The sequence below is a fragment of the Lysinibacillus sp. 10T31 genome (assembly GCF_056394365.1).
In genome coordinates this window covers 12,949-28,727 of the sequence record NZ_JBFTHS010000053.1, presented here as the reverse complement: position 1 = coordinate 28,727, position 15,779 = coordinate 12,949, and the positions used below count along the sequence as shown (strand labels likewise).

The following is a 15,779-nucleotide window of genomic DNA, read 5'->3' as shown; positions in this document are numbered from 1 at the left end:
ACTCTCCATAAAAAGAAATTTGATTAGCTCAAATTGTTTTGCTGGCATCATGTTTGATGTCCAAAATTTTGTTTCGTTCACCAACTCAAGGTTAGCTACTAAAAACTTTATTGATTACGTTTTGCTTGTTCAGTTTTCAAGGTTCATTTCGTTACCGTTTTCTCAACAGCAACTTTTATATAATATCATGTCGTTTATTTGTTGTCAACAACTAAATCATTTAATTTAAAACTCATTTGTTTTTCAACAGTTATCTTAACGACTCTTATTACTATATCACAATATTTTTGTTTTGCAAACATTTTATAAAAAATATACTAGGGCTGTTATTCCTAGTACACCCGGAATACCTAATATTGCAATTGTGAATACTGAAAATAGATTAATCGGTACATTATAGCCTGCATACCCTATGCCTAAGTGAATAATAAATAATAGTAGAAAGGCAAAAGCAAATCTAAACCAAAACACAGACATTCCTTCTAAAATCTTACCCATCTTGGCATGTCTTATTATTATATAAAGAAAAAGAAGCACTACAGGCACACAAAAGCTCATAATTACTAACCACGACATCTGGTTTCCCCCTTAACAGTATAATTATGAAAGTTTATGTTCCCTGTTTTGCTTCTATGAATATCATTTTGCCGAGGCATTAACTTATTTCAGCGGATGTTTGGACACCCGCTGAAATAAGTTTAAAAGCTATTATTTAATTAATACTCTACGAATTCTAGCTTCCTTGAATAAATAAAAATGTATACTCTCCGCTGCTTTTCGTTGAGCAATTAGTTCTAAATCATAGTCATCTAGTAGTTCTTCAATTATCTTCGCCTGCTGCAAATCCTCTTTTGTTCCTTTTATAAGATTCACAAGCTTGTCATCGAATTCTTTTTTTAATTTTCCCTTACTGCGGAAGAACATATTAATCCCTCACTCACAATTCTCGGCGACCTTCCATTGCCTTCGATAACGTTACTTCATCTGCATATTCTAAATCTCCACCTACTGGTAGTCCATGAGCGATCCTTGTTGTTCGAATGCCAGATGGCTTCACTAGACGAGAAATATACATAGCTGTTGCCTCGCCCTCAATAGTTGAATTCGTAGCTAAAATAAGCTCTTGAACTGTCTCATCTTGCAAACGAACTAGTAAGGAAGCGACGTTAATATCCTCTGGACCTATACCGTCCATAGGGGAAATAGCTCCCTGTAATACATGATACATACCATTGAAATCACGCATTTTTTCCATCGCGATTACATCTTTTGTATCTTGGACAACACAAATAACAGAATGATCTCTTTGTTTGTCTGTACAAATATGGCACGGGTCTACATCAGTTATGTTGCCACATACGGAGCAGTAGCTTAAATTTCGTTTAGCATCAATTAATGCCTTTGAAAAGGATAAAACGTCATCCTCTTTCATTGTTAACACAAAAAACGCCAGACGAGCCGCGGTTTTCGGCCCGATACCTGGCAATTTCATAAAACTATCAATCAGTTTCGATATTGGTTCTGGGTAGTACATTTATTTACCTCCTAGAACGGAAGGTTCATGCCTTGAGTGAATTTACCCATCGTTGCATTCGTTTTTTCATCTACTTTTTTCAGTGCTTCATTTGCAGCAACAACGATTAAATCTTGTAGCATTTCGATATCATCTGGATCTACTACTGTTGGATCAAGATTTACTTCTACAATTTCACGTTGACCAGTTACAGTTACTTTCACCATACCGCCACCAGCTGCGCCTTCAAATTGCTCAGCGTTTAAAGCCTCTTGAGCCTCCATCATTTCCTTTTGCATTTTTTGCATTTTTTTCATCATACCTTGCATATTTCCCATTCCGCGCATAAACATATTCCTCCTAAATGATTAATCTTCAACAATCTCAATAAAATCTTTACCAAACAGCTTTTCTGCTTCCGTCACAAGTGGATCTTGTGAAGCAAGCGGTTGGGCATCGTCAATAAACGGCCCTTCTGGCATTTCTGCCGGTGGTGGTTCTAATAATTCTACATCATGATCGGTTTCATCCTGGGATTTTTTCTGCTGCTCTAAGCCATGATCACGAATAAACTCTTCACGTAATTTTAACCAAGCCTCTTCAGGCGTACAAAGCATTTCGTACATAGTACCAGTTTGCCCTGCAATTAATTGTGTGAATTGAGCTTTTAGGGATTGATTATCAGCAACCATTTGACAATGAATATCATACTTGAATTTTAACACAAAAGCACTTGATGATGCCGCAACAGGTTCAGCCTCTGCTAAAAGAGCTGACTGAGATTTTTGCATTTGGCTTAATGCCTGTGCCCAAACCGATTTGATACGTTGCACATCTTGCTTTGTAGCATCCTTTAGTATCTCTTGAATACGGCCTGTTGGTGCTTTATAGCCATTTGGACTTTTTGCTCGTGGACGTTGCTCTTTTGGTGTTTGCGCCGTTTGCACAGGAGCACCAGCTTGTAATTGGGCTGATAGTTGTTGCACCATCTGCTCAAGTGCCACGATTTTTTGGGCGAGCTCAGGGCTCATAGCTACCTCACCTGAAGTGGCAGTCTGACCAACTGCACCACCCGAAAACTGCACCATTTTAAGTAGCGCTGTTTCTAAGTAAATCTTTGTGTGGTGGGAGAACCGCATTTCTTGCTGTGTTTTCGCTAAAATATCAATGTAGCCATAGAGCAAATTTGGTGCAAAATCATGCGCTAATGTAAATACTCGCTCCTCTGGCGATACTAGTTCTAATAATTCAGCCAAATCTTCGCTTGTTTGCAGTAATAATAAATCCCGGAAAAATGTAATCAAGTCCTCCGAAAGTCGAAGGGGATCTTTCCCATCCGCAATAAGTTGTTCTAATAACGCAAGCATTTGTGCGACATCTTTTACTTTAAGAGCTTCTGCTAATTCATAGAAAACTTCCTGACTGATAGAACCTGTCACAAGTAATATATCCTCAAGCTTCAACTTTTCTCCACTGAAGGATACAACCTGATCTAATAAACTTAAAGCATCACGCATACCACCAGCTGCTGATTGTGCGATTACCTTTAAACCTTGTTCCTCAAATGGTAACTCAATATCCTCTAACACAACTTTCATGCGCTCAATAATATCATTGGTTGAAAGACGCTTGAAATCAAAGCGCTGACATCGCGAAATAATCGTTGCGGGCAATTTATGAGGCTCTGTCGTTGCTAAAATAAATACAGCATGAGAAGGCGGTTCTTCTAAAGTCTTTAAAAGGGCATTGAAAGCACTTGTAGAAAGCATATGCACTTCATCAATGATATACACTTTATATCTGCTACTCGCAGGAGCAAATCGAACTTTCTCAATGATATCTCGTATTTCTTCAACGCGTGAATTAGACGCCGCGTCAAATTCAATAACATCTGGATGAGAACCATCTGTAATGCTTAAACAAGTAGCACATTCATTACAAGGCTCTTTTGATGGTGCATGCTCACAGTTTAAAGCCTTTGCAAAAATTTTAGCTGTACTTGTTTTCCCGGTACCACGTGGGCCAGAAAATAAATAAGCATGTGTTGTTTTATTCGCTAGGAGAGCATTTTGTAGCGTTCTTTTGACATGTGCTTGACCAGACATCTCTCGGAATGATTGCGGTCGATACACACGATAAAATGCTTGATACGTCAATGGTTTCCTCTCCTCTTCTTCATTATATAGAATAGTTCTATTATAGCATTTGCCTCGTTATTTATAAAATAGTGTCACCGTTTTTCTAAAAATTTGAGACGATTCTCTTTCGCTTCCTGTAGTGAAGGCTGATGCTTCCGGCTCCTATCGGCCGCCTCGCACAATTTGTAGCTTCCTTAAACGTTCTGGCGATCGCTCTTGCGTCCCAACAAATATTATAAAATCATATAAAAAAACGCATCCGCCTTTTGTAGACGGATGCGTTTGAATTGGCAATTTAATGCCGTGCACCTTTCTTCGACAGCCGCACATAAGCGTTACTCTTGTCGTTAGCTCAGATTAGGCAACCCCGCGGCACATGAATAAGACCACTTAATGCTGCTTCCTTCCGGACCTGACATGGTTCATGGGTATCCATTGCGCAGGACCCAATCGTCAACACTACGTGCAAGAGGCAGACCAAACATACGGACAGCCTCGAAAAAGGAATTCAGTCTCGCTAGAGCGGATTGCGAGTTACAGGACACCGCTACCTTCCCACCTAGCACGGCAATATCTAGTATACTTACTGTTTTCATAAATTGCAACTTAATACACATAATATTTGTTTGGAACATTCTATCTGCACTGTAAAAAATAAATTTTTAATCAATAATTCCTCGGCATAATTGTAGCTGACGCTTTGCTTTCGCGCTGAAAACATTTGTAGCTGTAGTTTCACTTACGTTACAAAAGACATTTACTGAAAGAAGTTAAAAAAACATAAAAAATCTGTTGACGTGCATTTCAAAATATGATAAATTAAATCTTGTCGATAAGACAACGCAACAAAACAACATGGAGGTATACCCAAGTCTGGCTGAAGGGATCGGTCTTGAAAACCGACAGGCGGGTAACACCGCGCGGGGGTTCGAATCCCTCTACCTCCTCCAGTTTTAAAATTCCGACTACGAATGTAGCCGTTTTTTTTTGCTTAAAAATTATATGTAACATTTATTAGATGCCACTTCCACTAAGGTTGTGGTATTTTTTTATTGTAAATTATGATTAACCAATCAATTATGCCTCGGCATAATTCCGTGACATCCGCCGGAGGATTTAGGCCAACAAATGTTTTTTGTGCGAAAGCGAAGCGACAGCAACAACGTGTTTTTGTCTGTGCGAAAGCGAAGCGACAGCAAAAGGGTTTTATCTGCGCGAAAGCATAGCGGCAACAGCACGATGTTGATCACTCAGGCGTTTTCACAGGATGTGAAGGTCTTAGCCTGAGTTCCTCTATTTCAGCGGATGTTTGGACACCCGCTGAAACAAGTTAATAATCTATAGCATTATTTCATCTAGACAAATACGTTTTTCGTTTCAAAATCGCATTCCGCCCCAACGCAACATCAAAAGTAGTGGTACAATTACCTTTATTCCAAACACGCAAACGAGCTATATTAGCATAATGCTCGTTAATATTATTAGGAAGGATTTTTTTATGCACTCGAAATTTTACATATCCCGTGCTTCCCTCACTTGGATTATCACAATTGCTCTGTTAACAGCTATCGGTAGTGAGATTAAAATAATGCCTTTCGCTAATACAACTTTTCGTTTCGGATTAGGAAGTATTATTTTCTTTTTATGCACTCTACTTAGACCTACACCAATCATTTTAGCTGGATTTACTACGAGCATCGCGACAACCATTTTTCGAGTTATCATTAATTACTCTTTACATGATGTTCCATTAGTCGATAGTTTATCAATACATTTACCTGCTGCTGCATTTTATATAATGTTTGCAATATGTCTACAAATTCTAAGCATTCATCAATATCGAGAAAAACCACTATTGCTTGGATTGCTAGTTGCGTTTAGTGAAGTATTCAGTAATTTAGTGGAACAACTATTTCGTTTTTTTATAAATTCTTATACTTTTTTATTCCTTCATGATTTACTAATACTATTAGCAGTTGCTTTATTACGTAGTTTTTTTGTTGTTGGTATTTATAGTTCCATTTTAATCGCTGAGCAAAAAAAACGTGTTCAGGAAATGCTTACGATCGGCTCAGATTTATATGTTGAAACACTTTATTTGAAAAAATCTATGAACCATATAGAAGCAATTACAGCCAGTGGGTTTGAATTATATCGACAATTAAAATCGCTAGGTTATCGTGCAGAAAGTATACAGGCACTTCATATTGCCCAGGAAATTCATGAAGTGAAGAAGGATTCACAACGCATTTATGCAGGTATTTCTAAAATTGTTGGTGAAAAGAGCTTTGGCTCCCTTAGATTGTCAGAATTATTACATTATATTGAAGACGGCAACAGTAAGTACGCTAATTTTCTCGGCAAAGAAATTGAATTTAAATTAAATATAGAAATTGATTTTCAAACGAAGGAACATATTGCATTGCTTGCACTTGTGAATAATTTAACAGCTAATGCTATAGAAGCAATTGAAAATCAAGGCATCATTTCTATTGCCATTCAGCAGCAACAGGACGATACTGTAATAACAGTATGTGATAACGGGAAGGGCATTCCACAAAGTAATCTCTCTATTATTTTTGAACCTGGATACACCACAAAATACAATGTAGACGGTGTCGCAGCAACAGGTATTGGGCTGTCACATGTTGTTGAATTAGTAAATAAATTAAATGGCTCAATAACCGTTGAATCAAATACTCAAAACACGATGTTTAAAATTAAAGTTCCTACGCAAACTATTCAAACGGGAGAGACTTAAATGAGGTATTTTATTGTAGATGATGATCGTGCAAGCCGGGTCATGTTAAAACAAATTATTGAAGATAGTGGCTTAGGTACAGTTATTGGTGAAGCACGCAATGGTGAGGACGCCATTCCACAAATTTTAATGACACAACCGGAATTTGTATTGATCGATTTACTTATGCCCAAGCTTGATGGGATAGCAACAGTCGAACACCTTATTCAAAATCGTTTTGAGGGACAATTTGTCATGATTTCTCAAGTAGTGAATAAGGAAATGGTTGGTGAGGCATATGAGCAAGGTATAGATTTCTTTATTCATAAACCTATAAACCGTATTGAGGTTGAAAATGTTTTACGTAAAACAACTGAACAATTCCGCCTAAAAAATTCATTGCTTATTATTCGCCAATCACTTACAAATATTGATCTAAGTGAACAAATAAATCATAAAGCAACGTCACGCGATCATATTCAATCCATCTTAAATGATATGGGTATCGTTGGTGAGATCGGAAGCGAAGATATTATAGCTATCATCGAAACATTACTTGCTCATCAGCACAAAATCGCACCACTTCCACCATTAAAGGAGCTTTATGAGGAGATTGCAGTTGTCACAAAGGCTACACCCGATGAAATTTTGAAAGAAAGTAAAGCCATTGAACAGCGCGTGCGCCGGACTATATTAGCAGCGATGATAAATCTCGCCAATTTAGGTGTCGTAGATTATACAAACTCCGAATTTGAATATTATGCACCTCGATACTTTGACTTTAAAGAAATTCGTCTACTTATGACTCAGATAGAAGATCACAAAAATCGCAAAGCAAAGGTTAATATTAAGAAGTTTATTCAGGTATTATATTCAGACATTTTAACTAAATTAAATTAATTTTCTCGGATTTTGTCGGATTTCATAAGTCCTCCGTATTATTAAAGTAAGGCAAGTCCTAAAAATTTTAATATTAGGAGGTACTAAGGTTTTGAAGAAGAAATTTAGACTCAGTTTAGCCACTCAAATTTTAGTCGGTTTGGTTTTAGGGATAATTGTTGGCGGAATCTTTTACGGAAATCCAAAAATCGAAACATATTTACAACCTTTAGGTGATATTTTCCTTCATCTAATTAAAATGATTGTTGTACCGATTATTATTTCAACTTTAATCGTTGGTGTAGCTGGAACTGGAGATATGAAACAGCTTGGACGATTAGGCGGTAAATCGCTTCTTTACTTCGAAGTTATTACAACAGTAGCAATTGTAGTTGGTTTACTTTCCGCAAACTTATTCCAACCAGGCGCGGGCGTAAACATGGACGAGCTCTCTAAAGGAGATATTTCGAAATACGTTGCAACTACAGAAGAAGTACAGCATGAAGGACCATTTGATATTATTGTAGGCATAGTACCGACAAATATCATTCAGGCAATGTCTGAAGGTGATATGCTTGCTATCATTTTCTTCTCAGTTATTTTTGGTTTAGGGGTTGCTGCCATTGGCGAACGTGGTAAACCAGTATTAAACTTCTTCCAAGGGGTAGCAGATACCATGTTCTGGGTAACTAACCTCGTAATGAAATTCGCTCCAATTGGGGTATTTGGTTTAATTGGTGTAACCGTTTCCAAATATGGATTCGCTTCACTAATACCACTTGGCAAACTCGCTATACTTGTTTATGCAACAATGCTATTCTTTATCTTTGTCGTACTTGGTCTTGTGGCCAAATTTACAGGTATCAGTATCTTCTTCTTAATTAAGGTACTAAAAGATGAGCTGATTTTAGCGTTCTCAACAGCAAGTTCTGAAGCTGTGTTACCGCGAGTTATGATGAAAATGGAGAAACTAGGTGCTCCAAAGGATATCGTATCCTTTGTTATTCCAACAGGTTACTCCTTTAACCTAGATGGTTCTACACTGTATCAAGCTATCGCTGCTTTATTTATTGCTCAAATGTACGGTATTCACCTAAGTATTGGTGAACAAATTACGTTAATGCTTGTATTAATGGTTACATCTAAAGGGATTGCAGGTGTTCCAGGAGTATCCTTCGTTGTGCTTCTAGCAACTTTAGGTACTGTCGGCATTCCAGTTGAAGGTTTAGCATTTATCGCAGGTATCGATCGTATTCTTGACATGGGACGTACAGTCGTTAACGTAATTGGTAACTCACTTGCGTCATTAGTAATGGCGAAATGGGAAGGCCGTTTCGATTCAGAGAAAATGAAAAATTACTTTAAAGATAATGAAAATTTAGCATAAAAATTAAAAAAATCCTCACGATGTATGGATGGCATCGTGAGGGTTTTTTTATTTTTGATCAATTATGCCTCGGCATAATTGCGTCTTGGAATCGGCTTTGTGCCTGTAGATGTTTTTTTCGAAAGCGTTGCGTCAGCGGCATGATGTTGGTCACTCAATCGTATGTTGCTGTCGCTTTGCTTTCGGTATAAATGTTATTTGCTGGAAGAAATTAAAACTTTATCTAAATAAGCGATAATAGATTCTTTTCCATTTGCATGTGCCTCTTGTGCACGTATATCATCTTTTTCAAGCTTTGCCTCAGCAACTGCAACAATACGCTCCGCATCTTCATGTGGTACGACAACGACACCGTCCACATCCCCAATGATATAATCACCAGGACGAATAGATACGCCCCCAATAGCAATAGGAACATTTACTTTGCCGCCACCGTTTTTATTGCCAGATGCTACCGTTGTGCCAAGTGAAAATACAGGAAAGTCCAGCTCACGAATAGCTGCAATATCTCGAATAACACCATCAACGACAAAGCCCTGTACACCGATACCCTTAGCTAATGAGAGAACAAAGTCACCAGCAACTGCACGATTGGTATTCCCTTTAGCGTCAATTACTAAAATATCCCCTTCTTCAGCAGCTCGAATAGCTTCCAATACTGCACCATTTTCACCATCTGGTAAACGCACTGTTACCGCACGGCCAGCAATTTTAAAATGATCTGCTAACGGTTTAATATCACTACGTAAATTCGTATGTCCCCCTGTCGCATCTGAAACTGCGGTTGTTGGCAAATGCTTAAAACTTACTCCCACCTTTGTCATCTATAACACCCCTATTATGATTTATGAAAGCTTACACAATTATTGTAAATAAAAATGATCTACTATTTCAATATATATCAGAAAATTATGAGAATTATGTATTTCCTTTCGCTTTCGCTATAGAAAATAATTGTAACTGCCGATTCACTTACATTGCATAAAACAATTGCTGAAAGAAGTTAAATTATTTCGGTAAAATGTCTTGATTGTTCATCTAATGCCTCTGCTGCAGTAGCAATTTCGGCAAAATCATTCGTTGTTACATTAATTTGACCATTTGTTTTTTCAACTTTTTCAGCTATTCGTGTGATACTTTCAGTGACTTTTCCAATCTCTCGCTCAATACCCTCAACATTATCTTTTACTTCTGAAATAGATTGCTCCACCCTTGCTGAAAGTTTTCTTACCTCTTTTGCTACAACATCAAAGCCACGGCCATACTCACCGGCTCTTGCTGCTTCAATAGCTGCATTTAGTGCAAGTAGATTTGTCTGAGAAGCAATTTCTTGAATGGTTTTCACAATCCCTTTAATAGATTCAGCTTGCTTCTGTAGCTGCGCAAGATTTCTAACATTATCGGCAGACTCTTGTGAAACCTCTTTCACTGTTCCTAGTAAATCCTCGCTATTTTGAATACCAGCCTCTGAACGGCTATGAAGCTCTTTAGACATGACCTTTAATGTATCGGCTACACTAACAATTTCACTTTGACGTTCAGTAATATTTGTTGCGATTTTCGATACGCCAAGCACCTTACTTGAATTATTAGCAAAGACAGGCATATAAGTAGCCTCAAGCCAAATTCTATTTCCGCTTGCATCCATCCTTTCGATTTTATCCTGATAGCTATTGCCAGCAGCTAAATTGCGCCAAAATTTTCCGTACTCTATGCTATTCACAAATTCCGGTAAACAAAAATCCTTATGATCTTTTCCTATCATTTCCTCCACTTTATAGCCTAATGTCTTAGCAAAAAGTTCATTAACATAGGCAACTTTATGATTCATATCAAAACGGATAATGGCTATATTTCGTTCAATTGCCAGTACTACTAGGTCATCAGTAACTTGTGTATCTATTGTTTGCATAATCTACACCTCTTTCATTGTATTAGTGAACTAAAAATTTTTATGGTAACGAACCCAATAAAAATACTTATAAAGATTATTTATTGCAGAAAAAACATGGGGATATTACCCATGTTTTTTCACAAAATTTAATACTTCTTCCGATGTAGTAGCTACACGGATCAGTGGTTTTTGTTCAGTTCGTATAAACCTTTCCTCAAGCATTTTCTGAAATTGTTGTAAAAGTGCATCATAAAAGCCATTTACATTATATAAAATTACGGGTTTTTCATGTAATCCTATTTGTGCCCACGTAAACACTTCAAAATATTCATCCATTGTCCCGCCACCACCTGGTAAAGCTATAAAAACATCTGCTAACTCTACCATTTTGGCTTTGCGTACATGCATAGACTCAACAAAATGAATCTCTGTTAACGAGGCATGTGCTAATTCCCGCTCCTGCAAATGATTTGGCATCACGCCAATAACCTCTCCGCCAGCTTCTAAAACTGCATCTGCTACTTTCCCCATTAATCCTGTTTTCGAACCACCATAAACGACACCATGACCATTTTGAGCTAATACAGTCCCTAATTCGTCTGCCTTCTCTGCATAAATTGGGTTTATGCCTAAGCCAGAACCACAATATACCGCTATTCTTATAGTAATCCCCCCTATTCAAAAGACGTGACACAATAGTTTACATATTGTCTCACGTCTTTTGATCATTTATTTTCTTCAATTACTTTTTCTGCACATCGCTGCGCTTTCGGCCAGAACGCCAAAATTTATCTTCCTATTGTTCTAGAAATATAAGCTTTAATAAACCTTCTATTTACGTAAATGACTAGTTTGTTTTAGCATATGACTGATACGGCTCACAATTGATTCAATTGCTTCAGGATTTTTTAATAAATCATAATCATTGATATCTAAACGTAGAACTGGGCATGAATTAAAATTATTGATCCAATTTTCATAGCGGTCATGCATTTCAATCCAATAATCATTCGGTGTTTGTTGCTCCATTGTACGTCCACGCTCTTGAATACGTCCAATTACAGCATCAATTGGCCCTTCTAGATAAACAAGTAAATCTGGATGTGGGAAGTACGGTGTCATCACCATCGCATCAAATAAATTTGTATACGTCTCATAATCTGTTGGGCTCATTGTACCTTTGTCATAGTGCATCTTCGCAAAAATCCCTGTATCTTCGTAGATTGAGCGATCTTGAATAAATCCGCCGCCGTATTCAAAGATTCGCTTCTGCTCCTTAAAACGCTCCGCTAAAAAATACACCTGTAAATGGAAGCTCCATTTTTCAAAGTCCTCATAAAATTTATCTAAATATGGATTAGTATCTACCTTTTCAAATGACGTACGGAAATTTAACGCCTCTGCCAACGCCTTTGTCATCGTTGATTTTCCTACACCAACCGTACCAGCAATTGTAATGACCGTTTGTGGTGGAATATCGAATTTTTCTCTCAAATTCATTGTTGCAAACTCCTTTGTTGTAACGTGTCCTTTATTGTTTGTAAAACATATGTCAAATCATTTGGATTTTTTACGAAATCAAGCTGATCACCATTAAATCGAATAATAGGAATTTCAGGATGCATCTTCTCAAAATGCTCGATAAAAGAATGATAATCTGCCACCAGTTGCTCCATGTAATCTCGTGAAATCAATTTTTCAAATTCACGACCGCGCATCGCAATACGTTTCATCAGCGTATCAACACTGGCATGTAAATAAACAACTACATTCGGTACAGGCATATCTTTCGTTAATATTTTATAGATTTCCTCGTATTTATCATACTCAGTTGATGCCAATGTACGCTTTGCAAATATTAAATTTTTAAAAATGTGGTAGTCTGCTACAACAGGTTTATCATGTGTTAAACGGAAACTTTTTATATCCGATAATTGTTTATAGCGATTACATAGGAAGAACATTTCCGTTTGGAAGCTCCATTCCTCAATGTTTTCATAAAACTTATTTAGAAAAGGGTTTTCGTCTACTATTTCTTTTAATAGATGGTAATTAAATGTCGCTGCAATCTCTTTCGATAAAGAGGTTTTACCAACACCAATCGGACCTTCTACCGTAACAAATGGAACCGTCACCAGAAGCTCCTCCTTTATGTTCTATGGATTCTATCGTCAATTACCCCGTCCTCGAGGTTTTTATAATTATATCAATTATGCCTCGGCATCATTGCGTCCGAAGGCTTAGAAAATAAATCAGTGCTTTTCATTGTATCATAGTGAGAAAGTGAAAAACAGAACCAAACTATTTCTCTATTAAAATAGGAGGCCAAAACCAATTCTTTGACATCCGCTGAAATAAATAAAAAAATAGACCCACTCAAAGTGGATCTATCGTAACCCTTATAATTTAACTCGCTGTAAACGCAGTGCATTTAAAACGACAGATACTGAACTAAACGCCATCGCTGCACCTGCTACCCAAGGAGCTAGTAAACCGATTGCGGCAATTGGAATACCTAATGTATTGTAAGCAAATGCCCAGAATAAGTTTTGTTTAATGTTGCGCATTGTTTTACGACTCATGATAATAGCATCCGCAATACTGTTTAAATCGCCACGAATTAGTGTGATATCCGCTGCTTCCATAGCGACGTCTGTACCGGTACCAATCGCCATTCCAATATTAGCTGTTGCAAGTGCTGGTGCATCGTTAATACCATCACCAACCATCGCTACTTTTTTACCTGTAGCTTGCAGTTTTTTCACTTCATTAGCTTTACCTTCTGGTAGCACTTCAGCAATCACATGATTCACACCAACTTCAGCTCCAATTGCTTGTGCTGTACGTTCATTGTCACCAGTCATCATAATCACCGTAATGCCCATTTCTTGTAGACGACTAACCGCTTCTTTTGAAGTATCTTTCACTGTATCAGCAACTGCTACTAGACCTGCATACTGACCGTTAATTGCCGCTAACATGGCTGTTTTGCCGTTTTCCTCTAATTGTTCCATTGTTGGTAGGATATCATCAATATGAATACCGTATTGCTTCATCAATTTACGAGTACCGATGACAACGCCTTGACCAGAGACAGTCGCTTGCACACCGTAACCTGGTATCGCTTCAAAGAATTGAACATCTCCTAGGTCAATACCGCGATCAGCAATTCCTTGAACAATTGCTTCTGCTAACGGGTGCTCGGATTGCTTCTCTGCTGCACCAATTAACGATAAAAAGCGTGCTTCGTCTTGATTTGCTGCTAGTACAACATCCGTTAATACAGGTTTGCCGTGTGTCACTGTACCTGTTTTATCAACAACTACCGTATCGATGCTTTGTGTTTGCTCTAAATGCTCTCCACCTTTAAATAAAATTCCGAATTCCGCCGCACGACCTGAGCCCGCCATAATAGATGTTGGCGTTGCTAATCCAAGCGCACACGGACAAGCGATAACGAGAACTGCAATTAATACTTCAAGTGCAGGCGTAAATTCACCAGGTCGCACCCAAATAATCCAAATTAAAAACGTGACAAGCGCAATACCAACAACGATTGGTACAAAGACGCCAGAAATTTGGTCTGCTAAGCGCTGGATTGGCGCTTTTGAGCCTTGTGCATCTTCTACAACTTTAATAATTTGAGCTAAGGCCGTGTCACGACCGACTTTAGTTGCTGTCATTTTAATAAAACCATTTTTATTAATAGTGGAACCAAATAATAGGTCACCTTGCTTTTTATCAACAGGTAAACTTTCCCCTGTTAACATCGATTCATCTACAGCCGTTGTTCCATCTAACACTTCACCATCAACAGGAATTTTTTCACCTGGTTTCACTAAAATAATGTCACCAATGACTACTTCTTCTAATGGTACTTCTTTCTCTACACCGGCACGAACCACGATGGCCGTTTTTGCCTGAAGGCCCATTAATTTTTTGATTGCTTCCGATGAGCGACCTTTCGCTTTCGCTTCAAATAATTTTCCTAATAAAATTAAAGTAATCAATACGGCACTTGTTTCAAAATATAGGTGTGGGGCATGATGTGACCCCGTAGTAATAATTGCTTGATAAACACTATAAAAATACGCCGCAGATGTTCCCATTACTACAAGTACATCCATATTGGCACTACCATTACGTAAAGCTTTGTAGGCTCCAACGTAAAATTGCTTCCCAATGATAAATTGAACAGGAGTAGCCAACACCATTTGTACCCACGGATTCATTAAAAGCTCAGGGACATATAAAAATGATGTAAATGAAAAATGTCCTACCATCGTCCACAGTAATGGTAATGAAAGAATGGCCGATAAAATAAATTTATTCTGCTGTTGTTTAATGGCCTGTTCACGATGATCCACAGTTTCTTGCTCATCTGCTTTTTGATGAGCCTCATATCCTAATTTCTCAACTTTTGCAATAATATCTGCAATCGCCAACTCAGATGGGTTAAACTCAATAGTTGCTTTTTCGAGTGCTAAGTTTACGTTCGCAGAGGATACACCCGCTAGTTTATTTAAACCCTTCTCTATACGTGTAGCACAGGCTGCACATGTCATGCCTGTAATGTTGAATTCAGTTTTTTGTTTCACGACACCATAACCAAGTGCTTCAATTTTCTTTTCAAAGTCTTCTTCGTTTAATTTTGTCGGATCATATTTAATAGATGATTTTTCAAGAGCTAAATTAACCGTCGCTTGTTCTACACCATCCATTTTATTTAAACCTTTTTCTATACGAGTCGCACAGGCTGCACATGTCATACCTGTAATTTGCAAATTTGCTTCTTTTATTTCCGAACTCATCATCATTTCTCCTCTCCACATACCAACAGGGGGTATATTGAATTGAAAATTAGAGAGTGCTACAAGAGCACCCTACTTTTATTATTTAACGTCATAGCCTTGATCGTCGATTGTTTCTTTAATTTGGTCTAGAGATACTTGTGTTTCGTCAAATGCTACATCTACTAAGCCATCAGCTAAGTTTACTTTTACTTGTTCAACGCCAGTTAAAGCGCCAACACTTTTTTCCACTGAGTTTACACAATGTCCACATGACATTCCTTGTACGTTTAAAGTTACGTTTTGCATAAAATATCTCTCCTTTAATGTTTGATACTGTATAGGGGTATATATTTAATCAATTATGCCTCGGCATAATTGCGTCCGGAATCGGCTTTGTGCTTAGGCCTGCACGATGCAGGTCAGTTAGCCGTTATC

The 15,779-nt window shown here is 37.8% G+C and carries 16 protein-coding genes, 1 tRNA gene and 1 other RNA gene; 5 read left to right on the top strand and 13 right to left on the bottom strand.

All coding sequences use genetic code 11. The features are described 5' to 3' along the window. Positions 1–303: 303 nt before the first annotated feature. The 6 genes from AC1DCY_RS22750 to ffs all read right to left on the bottom strand — a co-directional run bounded on the left by AC1DCY_RS22750 (position 304) and on the right by ffs (position 4,219). A complete protein-coding gene (locus tag AC1DCY_RS22750; RefSeq protein ID WP_477353733.1) occupies positions 304–576 on the bottom strand; it encodes a pro-sigmaK processing inhibitor BofA family protein in 273 nt (90 codons plus the stop codon). 132 nt (positions 577–708) lie between these two features. Beyond that, positions 709–924: a YaaL family protein gene (locus AC1DCY_RS22745; protein ID WP_477353731.1), complete on the bottom strand. Its 216-nt coding sequence runs from the start codon at positions 922–924 to the stop codon at positions 709–711. A 13-nt stretch (positions 925–937) separates the two neighbouring features. After that, positions 938–1,534, bottom strand: a complete 597-nt coding sequence (gene recR / locus AC1DCY_RS22740; RefSeq protein ID WP_477353729.1) for a recombination mediator RecR — start codon at positions 1,532–1,534, stop codon at positions 938–940. 11 nt (positions 1,535–1,545) lie between these two features. After that, positions 1,546–1,860, bottom strand: coding sequence for a YbaB/EbfC family nucleoid-associated protein (locus AC1DCY_RS22735; RefSeq protein WP_477353727.1), 315 nt, complete (start codon positions 1,858–1,860; stop codon positions 1,546–1,548). A 21-nt stretch (positions 1,861–1,881) separates the two neighbouring features. Continuing rightward, positions 1,882–3,669: a DNA polymerase III subunit gamma/tau gene (gene dnaX / locus AC1DCY_RS22730; RefSeq protein WP_477353725.1), complete on the bottom strand. Its 1,788-nt coding sequence runs from the start codon at positions 3,667–3,669 to the stop codon at positions 1,882–1,884. Between the two features lie 283 nt (positions 3,670–3,952). Continuing rightward, an RNA gene (ffs, locus tag AC1DCY_RS22725) (signal recognition particle sRNA large type) lies at positions 3,953–4,219 on the bottom strand. A 289-nt stretch (positions 4,220–4,508) separates the two neighbouring features. Here ffs and AC1DCY_RS22720 point away from each other — a divergent pair. The 5 genes from AC1DCY_RS22720 (at position 4,509) to AC1DCY_RS22700 (ending at position 8,657) form a co-directional block, all read left to right on the top strand. Continuing rightward, positions 4,509–4,601 (top strand) — tRNA-Ser (locus AC1DCY_RS22720). Between the two features lie 129 nt (positions 4,602–4,730). After that, the gene (locus AC1DCY_RS22715; protein ID WP_477353723.1) at positions 4,731–4,877 is read left to right on the top strand and encodes a hypothetical protein; all 147 of its coding nucleotides are present in this window, start codon (positions 4,731–4,733) and stop codon (positions 4,875–4,877) included. A 272-nt stretch (positions 4,878–5,149) separates the two neighbouring features. Beyond that, a complete protein-coding gene (locus tag AC1DCY_RS22710) occupies positions 5,150–6,412 on the top strand; it encodes an ATP-binding protein (RefSeq protein ID WP_477353721.1) in 1,263 nt (420 codons plus the stop codon). Beyond that, positions 6,413–7,291, top strand: a complete 879-nt coding sequence (locus AC1DCY_RS22705) for a response regulator (protein ID WP_337992051.1) — start codon at positions 6,413–6,415, stop codon at positions 7,289–7,291. A gap of 91 nt (positions 7,292–7,382) precedes the next feature. Continuing rightward, positions 7,383–8,657, top strand: a complete 1,275-nt coding sequence (locus tag AC1DCY_RS22700) for a cation:dicarboxylate symporter family transporter (protein WP_477353719.1) — start codon at positions 7,383–7,385, stop codon at positions 8,655–8,657. A gap of 194 nt (positions 8,658–8,851) precedes the next feature. On the opposite strand, the gene AC1DCY_RS22695 is transcribed toward AC1DCY_RS22700, so the two are convergent. The 7 genes from AC1DCY_RS22695 to copZ all read right to left on the bottom strand — a co-directional run bounded on the left by AC1DCY_RS22695 (position 8,852) and on the right by copZ (position 15,650). Continuing rightward, positions 8,852–9,481, bottom strand: a complete 630-nt coding sequence (locus AC1DCY_RS22695) for an RraA family protein (protein ID WP_477353717.1) — start codon at positions 9,479–9,481, stop codon at positions 8,852–8,854. A gap of 179 nt (positions 9,482–9,660) precedes the next feature. After that, a complete protein-coding gene (locus tag AC1DCY_RS22690) occupies positions 9,661–10,569 on the bottom strand; it encodes a methyl-accepting chemotaxis protein (protein ID WP_477353715.1) in 909 nt (302 codons plus the stop codon). A 105-nt stretch (positions 10,570–10,674) separates the two neighbouring features. Continuing rightward, entirely contained in the window at positions 10,675–11,169 is a 495-nt protein-coding gene (locus AC1DCY_RS22685) for an LOG family protein (RefSeq protein WP_477353735.1), read from the bottom strand. Between the two features lie 213 nt (positions 11,170–11,382). Continuing rightward, a complete protein-coding gene (locus tag AC1DCY_RS22680; RefSeq protein ID WP_477353713.1) occupies positions 11,383–12,051 on the bottom strand; it encodes a deoxynucleoside kinase in 669 nt (222 codons plus the stop codon). After that, entirely contained in the window at positions 12,048–12,686 is a 639-nt protein-coding gene (locus AC1DCY_RS22675; RefSeq protein ID WP_477353711.1) for a deoxynucleoside kinase, read from the bottom strand. Before AC1DCY_RS22675 ends, AC1DCY_RS22680 begins: the two co-directional genes overlap by 4 nt. 264 nt (positions 12,687–12,950) lie before the next feature. Beyond that, positions 12,951–15,362 carry a heavy metal translocating P-type ATPase gene (locus AC1DCY_RS22670; protein ID WP_477353709.1) on the bottom strand — a complete coding sequence of 804 codons (2,412 nt, stop codon included), beginning with the start codon at positions 15,360–15,362 and terminating at the stop codon, positions 12,951–12,953. A gap of 81 nt (positions 15,363–15,443) precedes the next feature. After that, positions 15,444–15,650 carry a copper chaperone CopZ gene (gene copZ, locus AC1DCY_RS22665; protein WP_049662517.1) on the bottom strand — a complete coding sequence of 69 codons (207 nt, stop codon included), beginning with the start codon at positions 15,648–15,650 and terminating at the stop codon, positions 15,444–15,446. Positions 15,651–15,779: the final 129 nt, after the last annotated feature.

Bases quoted from the DNA above. Each gene is read 5' to 3' on its own strand.
- AC1DCY_RS22680 (WP_477353713.1), bottom strand. From the start codon at position 12,051: ATGAATTTGAGAGAAAAATTCGATATTCCACCACAAACGGTCATTACA.
- AC1DCY_RS22735 (WP_477353727.1), bottom strand. From the start codon at position 1,860: ATGCGCGGAATGGGAAATATGCAAGGTATGATGAAAAAAATGCAAAAA.
- AC1DCY_RS22710 (WP_477353721.1), top strand. From the start codon at position 5,150: ATGCACTCGAAATTTTACATATCCCGTGCTTCCCTCACTTGGATTATC.
- AC1DCY_RS22715 (WP_477353723.1), top strand. From the start codon at position 4,731: ATGCCTCGGCATAATTCCGTGACATCCGCCGGAGGATTTAGGCCAACA.
- AC1DCY_RS22705 (WP_337992051.1), top strand. From the start codon at position 6,413: ATGAGGTATTTTATTGTAGATGATGATCGTGCAAGCCGGGTCATGTTA.
- recR (WP_477353729.1), bottom strand. From the start codon at position 1,534: ATGTACTACCCAGAACCAATATCGAAACTGATTGATAGTTTTATGAAA.
- AC1DCY_RS22670 (WP_477353709.1), bottom strand. From the start codon at position 15,362: ATGAGTTCGGAAATAAAAGAAGCAAATTTGCAAATTACAGGTATGACA.
- AC1DCY_RS22695 (WP_477353717.1), bottom strand. From the start codon at position 9,481: ATGACAAAGGTGGGAGTAAGTTTTAAGCATTTGCCAACAACCGCAGTT.
- AC1DCY_RS22745 (WP_477353731.1), bottom strand. From the start codon at position 924: ATGTTCTTCCGCAGTAAGGGAAAATTAAAAAAAGAATTCGATGACAAG.
- copZ (WP_049662517.1), bottom strand. From the start codon at position 15,650: ATGCAAAACGTAACTTTAAACGTACAAGGAATGTCATGTGGACATTGT.
- AC1DCY_RS22690 (WP_477353715.1), bottom strand. From the start codon at position 10,569: ATGCAAACAATAGATACACAAGTTACTGATGACCTAGTAGTACTGGCA.
- AC1DCY_RS22750 (WP_477353733.1), bottom strand. From the start codon at position 576: ATGTCGTGGTTAGTAATTATGAGCTTTTGTGTGCCTGTAGTGCTTCTT.